18 protein-coding genes are annotated in these 17,733 nt (G+C 60.1%); 13 read left to right on the top strand and 5 right to left on the bottom strand.

Annotation, left to right across the window (positions count from 1 at the left end; genetic code table 11):
• Nucleotides 1–121: 121 nt before the first annotated feature.
• A complete protein-coding gene (locus AC1DHT_RS24130; protein WP_427537594.1) occupies nucleotides 122–1,555 on the bottom strand; it encodes a transglycosylase SLT domain-containing protein in 1,434 nt (477 codons plus the stop codon).
• A gap of 99 nt (nucleotides 1,556–1,654) precedes the next feature.
• Nucleotides 1,655–2,422, bottom strand: coding sequence for a hydroxyacylglutathione hydrolase (gloB, locus tag AC1DHT_RS24125; protein WP_427537591.1), 768 nt, complete (start codon nucleotides 2,420–2,422; stop codon nucleotides 1,655–1,657).
• Between the two features lie 65 nt (nucleotides 2,423–2,487).
• Between gloB and AC1DHT_RS24120 the strand changes: the two genes are divergently transcribed.
• Together AC1DHT_RS24120 and rnhA are read left to right on the top strand one after the other, a co-directional pair.
• Nucleotides 2,488–3,246: a class I SAM-dependent methyltransferase gene (locus tag AC1DHT_RS24120; RefSeq protein WP_123580423.1), complete on the top strand. Its 759-nt coding sequence runs from the start codon at nucleotides 2,488–2,490 to the stop codon at nucleotides 3,244–3,246.
• 92 nt (nucleotides 3,247–3,338) lie between these two features.
• Nucleotides 3,339–3,791 carry a ribonuclease HI gene (gene rnhA, locus AC1DHT_RS24115; protein WP_019690633.1) on the top strand — a complete coding sequence of 151 codons (453 nt, stop codon included), beginning with the start codon at nucleotides 3,339–3,341 and terminating at the stop codon, nucleotides 3,789–3,791.
• A gap of 33 nt (nucleotides 3,792–3,824) precedes the next feature.
• Here the strand turns inward: rnhA and AC1DHT_RS24110 are convergent, their stop codons facing one another.
• Both AC1DHT_RS24110 and AC1DHT_RS24105 read right to left on the bottom strand, forming a co-directional pair.
• Nucleotides 3,825–4,139, bottom strand: coding sequence for a DUF2388 domain-containing protein (locus AC1DHT_RS24110; protein WP_427537588.1), 315 nt, complete (start codon nucleotides 4,137–4,139; stop codon nucleotides 3,825–3,827).
• Nucleotides 4,140–4,246: 107 nt separating this feature from the next.
• Nucleotides 4,247–5,137 (bottom strand): LysR family transcriptional regulator, encoded by an 891-nt coding sequence (locus AC1DHT_RS24105; protein WP_427537585.1) that lies wholly within the window; start codon nucleotides 5,135–5,137, stop codon nucleotides 4,247–4,249.
• Nucleotides 5,138–5,264: 127 nt separating this feature from the next.
• Between AC1DHT_RS24105 and AC1DHT_RS24100 the strand changes: the two genes are divergently transcribed.
• From AC1DHT_RS24100 to AC1DHT_RS24050, 11 genes are all read left to right on the top strand, one after another.
• Nucleotides 5,265–6,413, top strand: coding sequence for a muconate cycloisomerase family protein (locus tag AC1DHT_RS24100; RefSeq protein ID WP_427537582.1), 1,149 nt, complete (start codon nucleotides 5,265–5,267; stop codon nucleotides 6,411–6,413).
• A gap of 10 nt (nucleotides 6,414–6,423) precedes the next feature.
• Nucleotides 6,424–6,714 (top strand): muconolactone Delta-isomerase, encoded by a 291-nt coding sequence (catC, locus tag AC1DHT_RS24095; RefSeq protein ID WP_054597129.1) that lies wholly within the window; start codon nucleotides 6,424–6,426, stop codon nucleotides 6,712–6,714.
• A gap of 51 nt (nucleotides 6,715–6,765) precedes the next feature.
• Entirely contained in the window at nucleotides 6,766–7,695 is a 930-nt protein-coding gene (catA, locus tag AC1DHT_RS24090) for a catechol 1,2-dioxygenase (protein WP_427537579.1), read from the top strand.
• A 155-nt stretch (nucleotides 7,696–7,850) separates the two neighbouring features.
• Nucleotides 7,851–8,807 (top strand): AraC family transcriptional regulator, encoded by a 957-nt coding sequence (locus tag AC1DHT_RS24085; RefSeq protein ID WP_427537576.1) that lies wholly within the window; start codon nucleotides 7,851–7,853, stop codon nucleotides 8,805–8,807.
• 233 nt (nucleotides 8,808–9,040) lie between these two features.
• Nucleotides 9,041–10,405: a benzoate 1,2-dioxygenase large subunit gene (gene benA / locus AC1DHT_RS24080; protein WP_054597132.1), complete on the top strand. Its 1,365-nt coding sequence runs from the start codon at nucleotides 9,041–9,043 to the stop codon at nucleotides 10,403–10,405.
• Nucleotides 10,402–10,890: a benzoate 1,2-dioxygenase small subunit gene (benB, locus tag AC1DHT_RS24075; protein ID WP_427537570.1), complete on the top strand. Its 489-nt coding sequence runs from the start codon at nucleotides 10,402–10,404 to the stop codon at nucleotides 10,888–10,890. The genes benA and benB overlap by 4 nt, the downstream gene beginning before the upstream one ends.
• Nucleotides 10,891–10,900: 10 nt before the next feature.
• Nucleotides 10,901–11,914 (top strand): benzoate 1,2-dioxygenase electron transfer component BenC, encoded by a 1,014-nt coding sequence (gene benC / locus AC1DHT_RS24070; RefSeq protein ID WP_427537567.1) that lies wholly within the window; start codon nucleotides 10,901–10,903, stop codon nucleotides 11,912–11,914.
• A 147-nt stretch (nucleotides 11,915–12,061) separates the two neighbouring features.
• Nucleotides 12,062–12,835, top strand: coding sequence for a 1,6-dihydroxycyclohexa-2,4-diene-1-carboxylate dehydrogenase (locus AC1DHT_RS24065; protein ID WP_427537564.1), 774 nt, complete (start codon nucleotides 12,062–12,064; stop codon nucleotides 12,833–12,835).
• A gap of 111 nt (nucleotides 12,836–12,946) precedes the next feature.
• The gene (gene dnaQ, locus AC1DHT_RS24060) at nucleotides 12,947–13,705 is read left to right on the top strand and encodes a DNA polymerase III subunit epsilon (protein WP_427537561.1); all 759 of its coding nucleotides are present in this window, start codon (nucleotides 12,947–12,949) and stop codon (nucleotides 13,703–13,705) included.
• 271 nt (nucleotides 13,706–13,976) lie between these two features.
• Nucleotides 13,977–16,232 carry an Orn/Lys/Arg family decarboxylase gene (locus AC1DHT_RS24055; RefSeq protein ID WP_477761493.1) on the top strand — a complete coding sequence of 752 codons (2,256 nt, stop codon included), beginning with the start codon at nucleotides 13,977–13,979 and terminating at the stop codon, nucleotides 16,230–16,232.
• A 14-nt stretch (nucleotides 16,233–16,246) separates the two neighbouring features.
• The gene (locus tag AC1DHT_RS24050) at nucleotides 16,247–16,861 is read left to right on the top strand and encodes a GNAT family N-acetyltransferase (protein WP_427537555.1); all 615 of its coding nucleotides are present in this window, start codon (nucleotides 16,247–16,249) and stop codon (nucleotides 16,859–16,861) included.
• Here the strand turns inward: AC1DHT_RS24050 and AC1DHT_RS24045 are convergent.
• On the bottom strand, nucleotides 16,827–17,720 hold the full coding sequence (locus AC1DHT_RS24045) for a LysR substrate-binding domain-containing protein (protein ID WP_427537552.1): 894 nt from the start codon (nucleotides 17,718–17,720) through the stop codon (nucleotides 16,827–16,829). The genes AC1DHT_RS24050 and AC1DHT_RS24045 overlap by 35 nt on opposite strands.
• Nucleotides 17,721–17,733 lie beyond the last annotated feature (13 nt).

Below are 17,733 nucleotides of genomic sequence, written 5' to 3'. Positions count from 1 at the left end.
GCCATCGGGTTCTTTCAGGTACATCGCATACACGGGGTTCACGCCTGCTGCGCCCGAGCGCGGACCGGTCGGCGGGAGCAAGCTCCCTCGCCACAAAAAGCCCCAATGCCTGGGGCGCGACTTAACGCGGGGAAGAAACCGTCAGCACCTGCCCAGGCTTGAGAGCCTGGCCAACACGTGGATTCCAGCGCTTGAGGTGTTGCATCTCAACGTTGAAGCGCTTGGCGACGATGTACAGCGAGTCGCCTTGCTTGACCTTGTATTGGGTCTGCTTCTTGTTCTTGTTGTTGGCCGCAACCACCGTGCTGATGCGTCCACCGGAGCGCTTGCTGGTGTCTCGCATCACCAGGGTCTGGCCAACCTTGAGGTCCTTGCCGTTCAGCTTGTTCCAGTGTTGCAGGTCCTTGACCTCGACTTTGTTCGCCTTGGCGATCTGCGTCAGGTTGTCGCCGCGTTTGACCCGGTAGCTGCGCTTGAGCGTTGCCAGCTCGCGGTCGTCTGCACCTTCGAAAACCGGTTTGAGCGGACGCTGACTGATCAGCTCTTCGGGTTTCATGGTTGACAGGCTGGCAGTCAGCAACTGCGCCTTGGACGTCGGCACCAGCAAGTGCTGGGGACCGTCGATGGTGGTGCGTTGCTTGAAGGCCGGGTTGAGCTGGAACAGTTCGTCTTCGTCGATGTTGGCCACCGCGGCAACCTTGGACAGGTCCATGCGCTGGTTGATTTCGACGACTTCGAAGTAGGGCTGGTTGGCGATCGGGTTGAGGTTCACGCCATAGGCTTCTGGCGACAGCACGACTTGTGACAACGCCAGCAGCTTGGGTACATAGGCCTGGGTTTCCGCCGGCAGTGGCAGGTTCCAGTAGTCGGTTGGCAGGCCGAGCTTTTCGTTACGCTCGATGGCCCGGCTAACCGTGCCTTCACCGGCGTTATAGGCCGCCAGCGCCAGCAGCCAGTCACCGTTGAACATATCGTGCAGGCGGGTCAGGTAGTCCATGGCCGCGATGGTCGACGCGGTAATGTCGCGGCGCCCGTCATAGAAGCGGGTTTGACGCAGGTTGAAGTAACGCCCGGTGGACGGGATGAACTGCCACAGGCCAACCGCATCGGCGCGCGAATAGGCCATTGGGTTGTAGGCGCTTTCAATCACCGGCAACAGCGCCAGTTCCAGCGGCATGTTGCGTTCTTCAAGGCGTTCGACGATGTAGTGAATGTACAGGCTGCCACGTTCGCTGGCGCCTTGCAGAAACGATGGATTGCTGGCGAACCACAGGCGCTGTTGCTCGATGCGCGGGTTGACGCCCAGCCCTTCCTGCAACTGGAAGCCCTGGCGCATGCGCTCCCAGACGTCCTGCGCGGCTTGTGGGCTTGGCTTCTCGTTGAGCCAGATAGGTTTTTGTTTGGTCCGGGTGGAAAGCGTATGTGCCACGTCGGTTTGTGGCACATGACTGGTGCTTTGGCAGCCCGCCAGGGTGGCGGACACAGCCACCGCGATGGCTTGAGCCAAGCGGGTCAATGCGTCTGAATTGATGGATTTACGAATAGATGACGACATTGGCTGGAAGTTAGTTCCGGGCAAAAATGTCGGGCGATTCTAGAAAGCGCAGGGGGTGCGGTCAACCATTCAGAATTTTTGGACCAATAGTGGCCCTGTCTAGAACGTATCTTTCCAAGCCCGAAGAGCCGCAAAAACCTCACTCGGAGCCCGGTTATCCGGGCCATTCCGTTCGTCTACTTTTTCTTTAACGGATGTTTCGCCGGTACGCAGGAAAGGGTTGGTGAGCTTCTCCAGCGCCAGGGTCGACGGCAGCGACATGCCACCGGACTCGCGTAATTGGGCGACTTTCTCGAGACGCTCGGCAATGTCCGGGTTATTCGGCTCGACAGCCGCGGCAAAGCGCAGATTGCTCAGGGTGTACTCGTGGGTGCAGTACACCAGCGTGTCTTCGGGCAACGCGGCCAGGCGGCTGAGGGAGTGGTGCATTTGTGCCGGCGTACCTTCGAACAGGCGCCCGCACCCGGCGGCGAACAGGGTGTCGCCACAGAACAGCAGCCCCTGATGGTAGTAAGCAATATGACCCAGTGTGTGGCCCGGCACCGCATACACGTCGAACTCGCAGCCGAGTACGTTGACGCGATCATTATCGTTCAGGGCGAAGTCGCGTCCGGGGATATTTTCGCTGGCCGGGCCGTAGACCGTGGCGCCCGTCGCTTTTTTGAGTCGCTCGACGCCGCCGACGTGATCATGGTGGTGATGGGTGACCAGAATGTCGCTGAGCTGCCATTGCGGGTGCATGGCCAACCAGGCCTGCACGGGGGCGGCATCACCCGGATCGACCACGGCGCAGCGCTGGCTGCGGTGATCCTGTAACAACCAGATGTAGTTGTCGGTGAAGGCGGGAAGGGCACTGATCTGTATCATCGCAGGATTCGCCAAGCGGAAAACAATGGTGCATCTTAGAGCTTCTTGGCGAGTTGGAGAATGCAATGACCGATAAAGCGTTCGCTCAGGCTGATCCTGACTGGCTGGCATTGATCAGCGCCGCTCGCGAGTGGCTGTCAGGTCCCATCGGCCAATTTTTGTTGAACGAAGAACGCCGGATGCTCGAAGACGAACTGGGGCGTTTCTTTGGCGGCTACCTGGTGCATTACGGCCCTTCGGCCGAAGCACCACCGGCAGCGAAGCAGGTGCAGCGTAATGTCCGTCTGGGCGCGCCTTTGCCGGGGGTGGAAATTGTCTGTGAAGAACAGGCCTGGCCGATCAGTGAACACGCCGCCGACGTGGTGGTGATGCAACACGGGCTGGATTTCTGCCTGTCGCCGCATGGCCTGCTGCGTGAAGCCGCCAGCGCGGTGCGTCCCGGCGGGCACCTGCTGATTGTCGGGATCAACCCCTGGAGCAGTTGGGGGCTGCGCCACGTGTTTGCGAGCGATGCCATGCGCAAGGCACGCTGCATTTCACCGTCGCGGGTCGCCGACTGGCTCAACCTGCTGGGGTTTGCGCTGGAGAAACGCCGCTTCGGGTGCTATCGTCCGCCGCTTGCGTCCCCGGCATGGCAAGCCCGCTTGGCCGGCTGGGAACGCAAGGCCGGTGACTGGCAGCTGTCCGGCGGCGGTTTCTATTTATTGGTGGCGCGCAAGATCGTCGTCGGCTTGCGACCGGTCCGTCAGGTGCGCCGCGAGCCTATGGGCAAATTGATCCCGCTGCCGATGGCCAAGGTCAATCGTCGCCACAGCGAGCCGTAATACACATTTTATTTTCCCGGCCGGGCTTGCCCGGCCTTGGGCGTTGTCGATCATTGATCGGCAAGCCACAGACATTTTCTGGATAGGTTGGCATGAGCGATAGCGTAGAACTCTTCACCGACGGCGCCTGCAAGGGCAACCCTGGCCCCGGCGGCTGGGGCGCACTGCTGGTGTGCAAGGGCGTTGAAAAGGAACTCTGGGGCGGCGAAGCCAATACCACCAACAACCGTATGGAGCTGATGGGCGCGATTCGTGGCCTTGAAGAGCTCAAGCGTTCCTGCGACGTATTGCTGGTCACCGACTCACAATACGTGATGAAAGGCATCAACGAATGGATGGTCAACTGGAAGAAGCGCGGCTGGAAAACCGCGGCGAAAGAACCAGTGAAGAACGCTGATCTGTGGAAGCAGCTCGACGAGCAGGTCAATCGCCACAACGTCACCTGGAAGTGGGTGCGTGGCCACGTCGGGCATCCGGGTAACGAACGCGCGGACCAGTTGGCCAACCGTGGTGTCGACGACGTCCGGGGTTACAAGCAGGACTGATTTACCTGTAAAGATCGCACCCCCTTCGGAAAATCACAGCACCAGAATCGCCGCGGCCAGTTGCTCATCCGAGTAGACCTGGCCAGCGAGCACGCTACGGATCCGTTCAAATGCGGCCTCCAGCTGAACGCCGCGAATGTCGCCACGACTGGCGACAAACGCCGCCGCATCGGATTTCGCGGCCAGCACGATCTTGTCATCCTTGAATGAGCTGCTGGTGCCTTTGGTGGAGCTCATGCTCATGCTCAGGGTGATGTCGGTGCTCATCACAAAACTGGTGGCCCGCACCGCAGTGCTGAACAGGCTGCCGACAATCAGCAGGGTTATAAGGGTGAAGGTTGTCGTCATGACGTGCGCGATTCCTGTGGGAAATACTCGGGGCGCACGCTAACAGGGGGACCGCTCAGCCATCTTTATGAGCTTTGCGAATGATTGTTAAAAACTGCGCAAGTCCGTTACACCGGCTTGCGCATACGCAACGCTTCGATCATTTTCAGGCAGTGACTCAATCCCGGCGAGACGTCGCCGACCCGGCGACTCAGGATGATCGGCGAGGTGGCGTTGGTTTCCAGCACCGGCGTGAAACCAATGTCGTCGCGATGCAGCAACTGCACCGAGGCCGGCACCAGCGTGACGCCGATACCGGCGCCCACCAGGCCAATGGCGGTTTGCAGTTCGTTGGTCCATTGCGCAACCTTGATGCTCACCCCGTAGGACTCGAACAGCGCGATCACATGGTCGGCATAGCTGGGGCGGGGATTGCCGGGATAGAGCACAAATGGTTCATTGGCCAACTCGGTGAGGCTGATGGGGCCGGCCAGGAGTGGATGGCCAGCGGGCAGGGCAGCCACCAGGCGGTCTTCATTCAATACGGTTTGTATGATTGCCGGATCATCGATGCGGATCCGCCCGAAGCCGACGTCGATACGTCCGGCCTTGAGCGCTTGCACCTGTTGCAGCGTGGTCATTTCCGACAGGCCGAGTTCCAGTTCCAGCGACTCGTTGCTGCGCAGTCGGCGAATCAGTTCGGGCAACACGCCATACAGGGTCGAAGGGGCAAAGCCGATACCCAGCCAGGTCTTTTCGCCCAGGCCGATACGTCGGGTGTTGTCGCAGACCTTGCTCAGTTGCTCAAGCAGGGCGCTGGAGTGCTCAAGGAAAAACCGCCCGGCTTCGGTCAGACGCAATGGCCTGCCGCGTTCCAGCAACACCACCCCGAGTTCATCCTCCAGTTGCTGGATTTGCCGGCTCAACGGTGGCTGGGCGATGTGCAGGCGTTCGGCGGCGCGGGTGAAATTCAGGGTTTGACCCAGCACCTGGAAGTAACGCAGATGACGCAGCTCCATGAGCCCTCCACAGTCGACGATGGTGAATACCTTTAAGGTATCGATCCAGACCAATTCTATATTGGAACCCTGAAAAAAGCCGTACGAGAATCCGTCACAGAACTTCAAGAACCTGACGGGTATCGAAATGCTTTCTTCCGCCATAGAATCGATCGAGACGATCATCGTCGATCTGCCGACTATCCGCCCGCACAAGCTGGCGATGCACACCATGCAGAATCAGACGCTGGTGATCATCCGCGTACGTTGTGCCGACGGTATCGAAGGCATCGGTGAATCGACCACCATCGGTGGCCTGGCCTACGGCAACGAAAGCCCGGACAGCATCAAGACCAACATCGACAAGCACTTTGCACCGCTGCTGCTGGGGCAGGATGCGTGCAACATCAACGCAGCGATGTTGCGCCTGGAGCGCAGTATTCGCGGCAATACCTTTGCCAAATCCGGCATCGAAACCGCGTTGCTCGATGCTCACGGCAAACGCCTTGGGCTTCCGGTCAGTGAGCTGCTCGGCGGCCGTGTACGTGACTCGCTGCCAGTGGCCTGGACACTGGCCAGCGGCGATACCGCCAAGGACATTGCCGAAGCGGAACAAATGCTCGACCTGCGTCGTCACCGGATCTTCAAGTTGAAGATCGGTGCCGGCGAAGTCGACCGCGACCTGGCCCACGTCATTGCGATCAAAAAAGCCTTGGGCGACCGCGCAAGCGTGCGCGTCGACGTTAATCAGGCGTGGGACGAAGCAGTCGCACTGCGGGCTTGCAGGATTCTCGGCGGCAACGGCATTGACCTGATCGAACAGCCGATTTCGCGCAACAACCGTGCTGGCATGGTGCGCCTGAACGCCATGAGCCCGGCGCCGATCATGGCGGACGAGTCGATCGAGTGCGTGGAAGATGCGTTCAACCTGGCGCGCGAAGGCGCCGCCTCGGTGTTCGCACTGAAAATCGCCAAGAACGGCGGCCCCCGTGCAGCGCTGCGTACCGCGGCAATTGCCGAAGCGGCAGGAATCGGCCTGTACGGCGGCACCATGCTTGAGGGCGGGATCGGCACGCTGGCCTCGGCTCATGCCTTCCTCACGTTGAACGAGCTGAGTTGGGACACCGAGCTGTTCGGCCCGCTGTTGCTGACCGAAGACATCCTCAGCGAGCCGCCGGTTTACCGCGATTTCCATTTGCATGTTTCGCAGGCCCCCGGCCTTGGCCTGAGCCTGGACGAAGAGCGGCTGGCGTTTTTCCGCCGCGACAAAACCTCCACTGCCATTCATTCCGTCTGAGGAGAACAGCATGTTGTTCCACGTAAAGATGACCGTGAACCTGCCGGTCGATATGGACCCGGAGCGCGCGGCTCGGCTCAAGTCCGACGAAAAGGCCCTGGCCCAGCGCCTGCAGCAACAGGGCAAGTGGCGCCACCTGTGGCGCATTGCCGGGCTTTACGCCAATTACAGCGTGTTCGACGTCGACAGCGTGCAGGAATTGCACGACCTGCTGATGCAACTGCCGCTTTACCCCTACATGGCTATCGAAGTGAACGCTATGTGCAGGCATCCTTCCTCTATTCATGAGGATGATCGCTGAGCCGTTGTCTGCCAGTTCTGTACTCTAATAAATACAAGATGAGGATTAATCATGAACGCAAAAATTTCCCACACTGCCAGCGCACAGAAGTTTCTCGAGGACGCCAGTGGTCTGCTCAACGACGCTGGCAACCCACGTGCCAAAGCGCTCATCTACCGCATTCTGCGTGATACGGTGAATATCATCGAAGACCTCGAAGTGACCCCGGAAGAGTTCTGGAAGGCCGTCAACTACCTGAACGAACTGGGCGCGCGCCAAGAGGCGGGCCTGTTGGTTGCCGGCTTGGGCCTGGAACACTACCTGGACCTGTTGATGGATGCCGAAGACGAGCAGGCCGGTAAAACCGGTGGCACCCCGCGCACCATCGAAGGCCCGCTGTATGTCGCCGGCGCACCGCTGTCCAACGGCGAAGCGCGGCTGGACGACGGCGTTGACCCGGGCGTGGTGCTGTTCATGCAGGGCCAGGTCAAGAACACTGATGGCAAGCCGCTGGCCGGCGCCGTGGTGGATGTCTGGCACGCCAATACCGGCGGCACCTATTCGTACTTCGATGGCAGCCAGTCTGAATTCAACCTGCGTCGGCGGATCGTCACCGATGCCGAAGGTCGCTATCGCTTCCGCAGCATCGTGCCGTCGGGCTACGGCTGCCCACCGGACGGTCCGACCCAGCAACTGCTTGATCAACTGGGTCGCCATGGCCAACGCCCGGCGCACATTCACTTCTTCATCTCGGCGGATGATCATCGCCACCTGACCACCCAGATCAACCTGGACGGTGACAAGTACCTGCACGACGATTTCGCCTACGCCACTCGCGATGAACTGATCGCCAAAATCACCTTCAGTGACGATCAGCAGCGTGCACGCGAGCACGGCGTCAGCGGCCGCTTTGCCGAGATCGAATTCGATTTCACTCTGCAGTCGTCGGCGCAACCGCAAGAGCAACACCGTCACGAGCGAGTGCGCGCGCTGGAAGACTGATCAGCGCTGGCCCAGGCCACGGGATAACAGACCGTTTATCTCGTGGCCTTCCGCTTTGCGGCGGCTCGCATAGAATGGCCAGGCCCGGTTTTTCTGAGGTGCGAGCCCTATAGCACCCGCACCGCAGCCGATAATCACAACCAGAGTGAGCGGTTATGCAAGCGCATCTATTAAGTGAGCGCAGCAGAGTGTTTGAGCAGGCCGACCCCTATGCGGTGTCGGGCTACGTCAATCAGCACGTGGGCAACCATTGCATCCGCTTGCCCGGAAGTGGCAGCCCTCAGGCCAGTCTCAATCACCGTAAATTCGCCAGCCTCGACCTGTGCCGTATCAGCTATGGYGGCAGCGTGCGGGTGACTTCGCCGGCGCTCGAAACCATCTATCACCTGCAAGTGCTGCTACGCGGAAACTGCCTGTGGCGTGGTCATCGGCAGGAACACTACTTTGCGCCCGGCGAGTTGCTGTTGATCAACCCGGACGACCCGGTGGACCTGACGTACTCTGACGATTGCGAAAAATTCATCGTGAAAATGCCCGCCAGCCTGCTGGAGTCGGTGTGCCAGGAGCAACGCTGGTTGCACCCGGGGCAGGGCGTGCGGTTTCTCGAGAACCGCTACCAACTGGAGGAGCTTGAAGGCTTCGTCAATCTGCTGGGCATGGTTTGCCAGGAGGCTGAAGCGACCGAGCGCATGCCGCGTGTTCAGGAGCATTACGCGCACATTGTCGTGAGCAAGATGCTCAGCTTGATGAAAACCAATGTCAGGCGCCTCGGTCTCGGTTCGCAGTCAGCGAACTTCGAGTTGATCGCCGACTACATCGAACGCAACCTCAAGCAGGACATCTGCAGCGAAGAACTGGCGCGTCAGGCCCAGATGAGCCTGCGTTCGCTGTATGGCTTGTTCGAGCGCAATGCGGCGACCACCCCGAAAAACTACATCCGGCAGAAGAAGCTCGAGCGGGTCAACGCCTGTCTCAGTGACCCGACCTGCACGGTGCGCAACGTGACCGAACTGGCCATGGATTACGGCTTTTTGCACTTGGGGCGATTCTCCGAAAGTTACCGCAAGCAGTTCGGCGAATTGCCGTCGGACACCCTCAAGCGCCGGCATTGACCCTGGACCCTATTGATACCAGACCCTGTGGGAGCGAGCCTGCTCGCGATGACGGCAGTACATTCAACATCAATGTCGATTGACCCACCGCAATCGCGAGCAGGCTCGCTCCCACATGGATTGATCGTTCCCTTTGCACAAAACGGATAAAGGTCTGCACCCAGCGGATATTGCCCAATAGCCGCCCGCCCTAGCATGAGCCTGCCTGAATAAAAACAATGGAGGCGGCGGCCATGTCCCTGCGACCCGAATACCTTCACTCCCTGCTTGAAGAAGACAAAGACCAGGGCATCTACCGCTGCAAGCGGGAGATGTTTACCGACCCACGCTTGTTCGATCTCGAGATGCAACACATCTTCGAAGGCAACTGGCTGTACCTCGCCCACGAGAGCCAGATTCCGAACAAGAATGATTTCTACACCACCACCATGGGCCGGCAGTCGATCTTCATTGCGCGCAACAAGGACGGCGAGCTCAACGCGTTCATCAACGCCTGCAGCCACCGTGGCGCGATGCTCTGCCGGCACAAGACCGGCAACAAGTCTTCCTACACCTGCCCGTTTCACGGCTGGACCTTCAACAACTCCGGCAAGCTGCTCAAGGTCAAGGACCCGGCGGCGGCCGGCTATCCGGCGAGCTTCAACTGCGAAGGCTCCCACGACCTGACCAAAGTCGCGCGCTTCGAGTCCTATCGTGGCTTTCTGTTCGGCAGCCTCAAGGCCGATGTGGTGCCGTTGGTCGAGCACCTGGGCGAGTCGGCGAAGATCATCGACATGATCGTCGATCAATCCGCCGATGGCCTTGAAGTACTGCGTGGTTCATCCAGCTACATCTACGAAGGCAACTGGAAACTCACCGCCGAAAATGGCGCCGACGGCTATCACGTCAGTTCCGTGCACTGGAACTATGCCGCCACCCAGAACCAGCGCAAGCAGCGCGAATGCGGTGACGAGAACCCGACCATGAGCGCCGGCACCTGGGCCAAGCAGGGCGGCGGTTTCTACTCCTTCGACAAGGGTCACATGCTGCTCTGGACCCGTTGGTCGAACCCGGAAGACCGGCCGTTGTACGAGCGCCGCGACGAACTGGCCAAGGACTTTGGCCAGGCCCGGGCCGACTGGATGATCGAGAACTCGCGCAACCTCTGCCTGTACCCCAACGTGTACCTGATGGACCAGTTCAGTTCACAGATCCGCATCGCCCGGCCGATCTCGGTCAATCGCACTGAAATCACCATTTACTGCATCGCGCCCAAAGGCGAAAGCGACAGCGCACGTTCGAGCCGGATTCGTCAGTACGAAGACTTTTTCAACGTCAGCGGCATGGCCACTCCGGACGACCTCGAAGAATTCCGCTCCTGCCAGACCGGCTATCAGGGCAGCGTCACCACCTGGAACGACATGTCCCGTGGTGCCGAGCACTGGGTTGAAGGTGCCGATGAAGCAGCCAAGGAGATCGACCTGCACCCGTTGCTCAGCGGTGTGCGCACTGAAGACGAAGGCCTGTTCGTGCTGCAACACAAGTATTGGCAGGAAACCATGCTCAAGGCATTGAGCGAAGAGCAGTCGGAATTGATCAAGGTGGAGGCGCTGTCATGAGCATCACTTACGACGCCGTGCGCGATTTTCTCTACCGCGAAGCGCGCTACCTCGATGACAAGGAATGGGACAACTGGCTGGAGCTGTATGCCGCCGATGCGTCCTTCTGGATGCCGTCCTGGGACGACAACGACGAGTTGACCGAGGACCCACAACGGGAAATCTCGCTGATCTGGTACGGCAACCGCACGGGCCTGGAAGACCGCATCTTCCGGATCAAGACCGAGCGTTCCAGTGCCAGCGTGCCGGACACCCGGACTTCGCACAACATCAGCAACATCGAGCTGCTCGAACAGGTCGACGGGCTGTGCAAGGTGCGTTGCAACTGGCACACCCTGAGCTTTCGCTACAAGACCGTCGACAGCTATTTCGGCAGCAGCTTCTACACCCTCGACGTGCGTGGCGACAGCCCGCTGATCAAGGCCAAGAAAGTGATCCTGAAGAACGATTACGTTCGTCAGGTCATCGATGTCTATCACCTGTGAGGCAGCCGTCATGACTCATTCCATCGCACTCAATTTTGAAGACGGCGTCACCCGTTTCGTTGACGCGAATCCCGGCGAAACCGTGGCTGACGCCGCGTATCGCCAGGGCATCAACATCCCGCTGGACTGCCGCGACGGCGCCTGCGGCACCTGCAAATGCTTCGCCGAGGCCGGGCGTTACGATCTGGGCGAGGAGTACATCGAAGACGCCCTGAGCAGTGACGAGGCCGAAAAAGGCTTTGTGCTGACCTGCCAGATGCGCGCCCTCAGCGACTGCGTGGTGCGCGTGCCGGTGTCCTCGGACGTCTGCCGCACGCAAAAGGCCCACTACAGCGCGGCCATCAGCCAGGTGCGTCAGCTGTCCGACAGCACGATTGCGCTGTCGATCAAGGGTGATGCCCTGAGCAAACTGACGTTCCTGCCGGGGCAATACGTCAACCTAGGTATTCCCGGCAGCGAACAGACCCGCGCCTATTCGTTCAGTTCGTTGCAACGTGACGGTGAAGTCAGCTTCCTGATACGCAATGTGCCAGGCGGGTTGATGAGCAGCTTTCTCACCGGTATCGCCAAGGCCGGTGACAGCATGAGCCTGGCCGGGCCGTTGGGCAGCTTTTACCTGCGCGACATTCAGCGTCCGTTGCTGTTGCTGGCCGGCGGCACGGGGCTGGCGCCGTTCACCGCCATGCTGGAAAAAATTGCCGAGCAGGGCAGTGAGTATCCGTTGCACTTGATCTACGGCGTGACCAATGATTTTGACCTGGTGGAGCTGGACCGGCTGCAAGCCTTGGCCGCGCGGATCCCGAACTTCAGTTTCAGCTGCTGCGTAGCCAACCCGCAAAGCGCACACCCGCTCAAGGGCTATGTGACCCAGCACATCGAACCCAAACACTTGAACGACGGCGATGTCGATGTCTACCTCTGCGGCCCGCCGCCGATGGTCGAGGCGGTCAGCCAGTTCATTCGCGAGCAGGGCGTCTCGCCGAAAAACTTCTACTACGAAAAATTCGCGGCCAGTGCGGCGTAAAAAACTTAGGCGCCGCACGACCTGTGGGAGCGAGCCTGCTCGCGATGACGGCAGTGTATTCAGCATCAATGTTGACTGACCCATCGCTATCGCGAGCAGGCTCGCTCCCACAGGTCCGTGTCGTTACAGGGACATTGAGGTATTGAAATGAACAGATTTCACGAAAAAGTCGCGCTGATTACCGGTGCGGCCCAAGGGATTGGCCGCCGCGTCGCCGAACGCATGGCCGCCGAAGGTGCGCGGCTGATTCTGGTCGACCGCTCCGAGCTGGTGTTTGAGCTGCAAGAACAGCTGGGGCAAACCAGCGAAGTACTGACCCTCACCGCCGACCTCGAACAGTACGCCGAGTGCCAGCGCGTGATGACGGCGGCCATCGAGCGTTTCGGGCGTCTGGATATATTGGTCAACAATGTAGGCGGGACCATCTGGGCCAAGCCTTTCGAGCATTACGAAGAGCAACAGATCGAAGCGGAAGTGCGCCGTTCGCTGTTTCCGACGCTGTGGTGCTGCCATGCCGCGCTGCCATTCATGCTGGAGCAGGGCAGTGGCGCCATCGTCAACGTGTCGTCCGTTGCCACGCGCGGGGTCAATCGCGTGCCTTATGGCGCGGCCAAGGGCGGGGTCAATGCGCTCACCGCGTGCCTGGCGTTTGAAACCGCCGAGCGCGGTGTGCGGGTCAACGCCACGGCCCCTGGCGGCACCGAAGCGCCACCACGGAGGATTCCGCGCAACAGTGCCGAGCAGAGCCCGCAAGAGAAGGTCTGGTATCAGCAGATTGTCGATCAAACCGTCGACAGCAGCCTGATGAAGCGCTACGGCACGATTGACGAACAGGTCGGGGCGATCCTGTTTCTGGCCTCTGACGACGCGGCCTACATCACCGGGTTGGTGATGCCGGTTGGCGGCGGTGATCAAGGCTGAGGTATCCCTTGTGGGAGCGAGCCGGCTTCCACAGGGTTGGGCTGAGCCCTTTCAAGCTCTGTGTTAACATCGCGCCCTTATGTAAACGCTACACAGAAGGGGTGAACAACGATGGCTCAGAGGATGGTGGTGCTCGACACCGAAACCACCGGCATGCCGGTGACCGACGGCCACCGGATTATCGAGATCGGTTGCGTCGAGTTGATCGGTCGACGCCTGACGGGCCGGCATTTCCACGTTTATTTGCAACCGGACCGGGAGAGTGACGAGGGCGCGATTGGCGTCCACGGCATCACCAACGAGTTCCTGGTGGGCAAACCGCGTTTTGCTGAAGTGGCCGATGAGTTCTTCGAGTTCATCAAGGGCGCGCAGCTGATCATCCATAACGCGGCGTTCGACGTTGGCTTCATCAACAACGAATTCGCGCTGATGGGCCAGCAGGATCGGGCGGATATCACCCAGCATTGCTCGATCCTCGATACCCTGATGATGGCGCGCGAGCGTCACCCGGGGCAGCGCAACAGCCTCGATGCCTTGTGCAAACGCTATGGCGTCGACAACTCCGGCCGTGAGCTGCACGGCGCCTTGCTCGACTCCGAGATTCTTGCTGACGTTTACCTGACCATGACCGGCGGCCAGACCAGTCTGTCGCTGGCGGGTAACGCGTCTGACGGCAACGGTTCGGGCGAAGGCTCGGGCAATCAGGCGAGCGAGATCCGTCGTCTGCCAGCGGATCGCACGCCAGCACGGATTATCCGCGCCAGTGAAGCGGAGCTGGCCGAGCACGCCTCGCGCCTTGAAGTGATCGCCAAGTCTGCCGGTGCTCCGGCGCTCTGGACCCAGCTGGCCGAGGCCGAGGCAAGTCAATAATTAAGGTGTTGCACGCTCACCGTAGCAGCTGCCGAACCTGTGAGGCTGCGTTCGGCTGCGGAGCAGTCGCAATAGGTAAACGAGTTCCTTCAGAATAACTGCACATTGCTTGTTTGCGAGGACTTCGTCCTCGAACGCAGCCTCACAGGTTCGGCAGCTGCTACGGTACGGATCGCTGTGCTGGGTAATGCTCGCTCGCCACACGGGCCGCAACCCTCTACCCTGAGTGTATTGGCAGACTACGGTCTGCTGCCTCAGGACGCCGAGCCCCATGTATAAAGACTTGAAGTTCCCGGTCCTTATTGTCCACCGCGACATCAAGGCCGACACGGTCGCCGGTGATCGCGTGCGTGCCATCGCCACGGAGCTTTCACAGGAAGGTTTCAGTGTCCTTTCGGCGGTGGATTACACCGAAGGCCGACTGGTCGCTTCGACTCACCACGGCCTCGCGTGCATGTTGATTGCCGCCGAAGGCGCCGGGGAAAACACCCACCTTTTACAGAACATGGCCGAATTGATTCGTGTGGCCCGCGCCCGTGCGCCGAATTTGCCGATCTTCGCCCTGGGTGAGCAAGTCACTCTGGAAAACGCCCCGGCCGATGCCATGAGCGAACTGAACCAGTTGCGTGGCATCCTTTATTTGTTCGAAGACACTGTGCCGTTTCTGGCACGCCAGGTTGCCCGGGCGGCGCGCAGCTACCTCGATGGCTTGCTGCCACCGTTTTTCAAGGCCTTGGTGCAACACACCGCCGATTCCAACTATTCCTGGCACACCCCGGGGCATGGCGGGGGGGTGGCTTATCACAAAAGCCCGGTAGGGCAGGCGTTCCACCAKTTTTTTGGGGAAAACACCCTGCGTTCGGACCTGTCGGTCTCGGTGCCGGAGCTCGGCTCATTGCTCGACCACACCGGGCCACTGGCGGAAGCCGAGGCCCGTGCAGCACATAATTTTGGCGCCGATCACACGTTTTTCGTGATCAATGGCACCTCGACGGCCAACAAGATCGTCTGGCAAGCCATGGTCGCGCGTGACGACCTGGTGCTGGTGGACCGCAACTGCCACAAATCGGTGTTGCACTCGATCATCATGACCGGGGCGATCCCGCTGTACCTGTGTCCGGAGCGCAACGAACTGGGGATCATCGGGCCGATTCCACTGAGCGAATTCAGCCGTGAATCGATCCAGGCCAAGATCGACGCGAGCCCGTTGACCAAGGGCCGAGAGCCCAAGGTCAAGCTGGCGGTGGTGACCAACTCGACGTACGACGGCCTCTGCTACAACGCCGAACTGATCAAGCAAACGTTGGGCAACAGCGTCGAAGTGTTGCACTTCGACGAAGCCTGGTATGCGTATGCAGCGTTTCACGAGTTCTTTGCCGGGCGTTATGGCATGGGCACTTCGCGCACTGGCGACAGCCCGCTGGTGTTCACCACCCATTCCACGCACAAACTGCTGGCGGCCTTCAGCCAGGCGTCGATGATTCACGTGCAGGATGGTGGCGCTCGTCAACTGGACCGCGACCGTTTCAATGAAGCGTTCATGATGCACATCTCCACCTCGCCGCAATACAGCATCATCGCCTCGCTGGACGTGGCGTCGGCGATGATGGAAGGCCCGGCCGGCCGTTCGCTGTTGCAGGAAATGTTCGATGAAGCCCTGAGTTTCCGCCGGGCGCTGGCCAATCTGCGCCAGCATATCGCCACCGACGACTGGTGGTTCTCGATCTGGCAGCCACCGCTGGTGGAGGGGATCGACAGGGTCACGACCTCCGACTGGCTGTTGCAGCCCGAAGCCGATTGGCACGGCTTTGGCGACATTGCCGAAGATTACGTGCTGCTGGACCCGATCAAAGTGACGCTGGTGATGCCGGGGCTGACGGCCGGTGGCGCGCTGAGCGAGCGGGGGATTCCGGCGGCAGTGGTCAGCAAGTTCCTCTGGGAACGCGGGTTGGTGGTAGAGAAAACCGGTCTGTATTCATTCCTGGTGCTGTTTTCCATGGGCATCACCAAGGGCAAGTGGAGCACCTTGCTTACCGAGTTGCTCGAATTCAAACGCAACTACGACGCCAACGTCAGCCTGGCAGCGTGCCTGCCGTGTGTCGCGCAACGAGACGTGGCGCGTTACCAGGGCATGGGGCTGCGCGACCTGTGTGATCAATTGCATGCCTGCTACCGCAGCAATGCCACCGCCAAGCACCTTAAGCGGATGTACACGGTACTTCCAGAGATCGTCATGAAACCGGCCGACGCCTATGATCAATTGGTCCGTGGCGAGGTCGAGGCGGTGTCAATCGACAATTTGCAGGGGCGAATCGCTGCGGTGATGCTGGTGCCGTACCCGCCGGGGATTCCGCTGATCATGCCCGGCGAACGTTTTACCGAGTCGACGCGCTCGATCATCGATTACCTGGCGTTTGCCCGCACATTCAACAGCAGCTTCCCGGGCTTCGTCGCCGATGTGCACGGCCTGCAGCATGAAGACGAGGGCAATGGGCGGTGTTACACCGTCGATTGCATAAAAACTTGAGGACTTTTCCGAGTATGCAGCCGGTCATCAATCCCAAGTCTCCGGGTTTGGCGGTACGTGTCGCCGATCAGGGATTCGCTGCCTATATCTGGGGCAGTGACTTCAGTTTTGAGGTCCGGGCCTACGCGGCCGCAGAGTTCAATAAGCCGGTGGATCAGTGGCCGCTGGAAACCATCACGCCCTACCGCAAGTGTTATGGGATTGACCCGGAGGAGTTCGCCAGTTACCGGAACGCAGTCGATAGTGCGATTTTCATGGCGTTTCTCGACGATCACCCGGTGGGGCACATCGTGATCAGCACTAACTGGAACGGCTTTGCCCATATCGACGAGCTGGCAGTGCACGCCCCGGCGCGCCGCCACGGAGTGGCGAAGGCGTTGCTGGATGTCGCGCAGTTCTGGAGTCGCAAGAAGAAACTGCCGGGCATCATGCTGGAAACCCAGAATAACAACCTGGGTGCCTGTCGGCTTTATGAGCGTTGCGGCTATGTCATGGGGGGCATCGATCACCTGCGTTATCGCGGCATCGACCCGCAAACCGCTGAGGTGGCGTTGTTCTGGTATCGGCTATTTGATAACCCCCTGGAACAGCCTGTCAGCTCGCCAGCATCACCTCGGCTTGTTCCTTGATGATCTCCAGTAACGCCTGGGCCGCAGGCGCTATCGCGGTATTGTTCAGGGTCAAGGCGTAAAGGCTGATCGGAACGGCCGGCGAGACGGGGCAAACGTCCAGTCCGCTGGCCTTGGCGCCTATCGCGGTAAACGGATCGACAATGGCCAGGCCTTCGCCGGCCTCGACCATGCTGCGCATCATCTGATGGGTCTGAACCCGGGTTTGCACCATCGGTGCCGGGCGCAAGGCCTGTAGTTTGCTCTCGAACATCACGCTGAGCGGGTCGTGGCCTTCGAGCCCGACCATCGACTGACCGGCCAGGTCCTGCACGGAAATGTATTTTTGCTTGGGTTGCAGCCAGCCATGAGGCGCCAGGAGCTGGAGTTTGCCTTGGGCAATGATCTGACACTGAATGTCGGGGTGGTCAGGGTCGTGCAGGCTCAAGCCGAGATCGCTTTCACGCAGCAGCAGGCTTCTGACGATGTCACGCGTGGGCTGGCTGAGCAGCGAGCAGGGCGCATCCGGGAAGCGTCGACGCAGGGTGGCAATGCCCTGTGGCAACAATTGCTGCGCCAAGGGGGGCGTGCAAATGATCCGCAACGGCGGCGCCAGGTATTGTTTGAGGCTGTTGGCCAGCCGCTGCACCGGTTCGAGGGCTTCGTAGACGTGAGCAATCTCGACCTGCAGCTCCCGCGCTTCGCGAGTGGCCTGCAAACGACCGCGCACACTGGCAAACAGCATGAAGCCGAGTTGCTCCTCGGCTTCGCGCAACATCCCCTCGACCCCGGCCACCGGCAATTGCAGCATCTCGGCAGCGGTGCCCAGATGACCGGTTTGCAGGAGTGCCTGGATCACTTCGATATGACGTAAACGCATGCGTGAAGTCCAT

It is taken from the genome of Pseudomonas sp. 05N432 (assembly GCF_056396945.1).
Note: the sequence above shows the minus strand (reverse complement) of the source record. Positions and strands in the feature narration are given on the sequence as shown.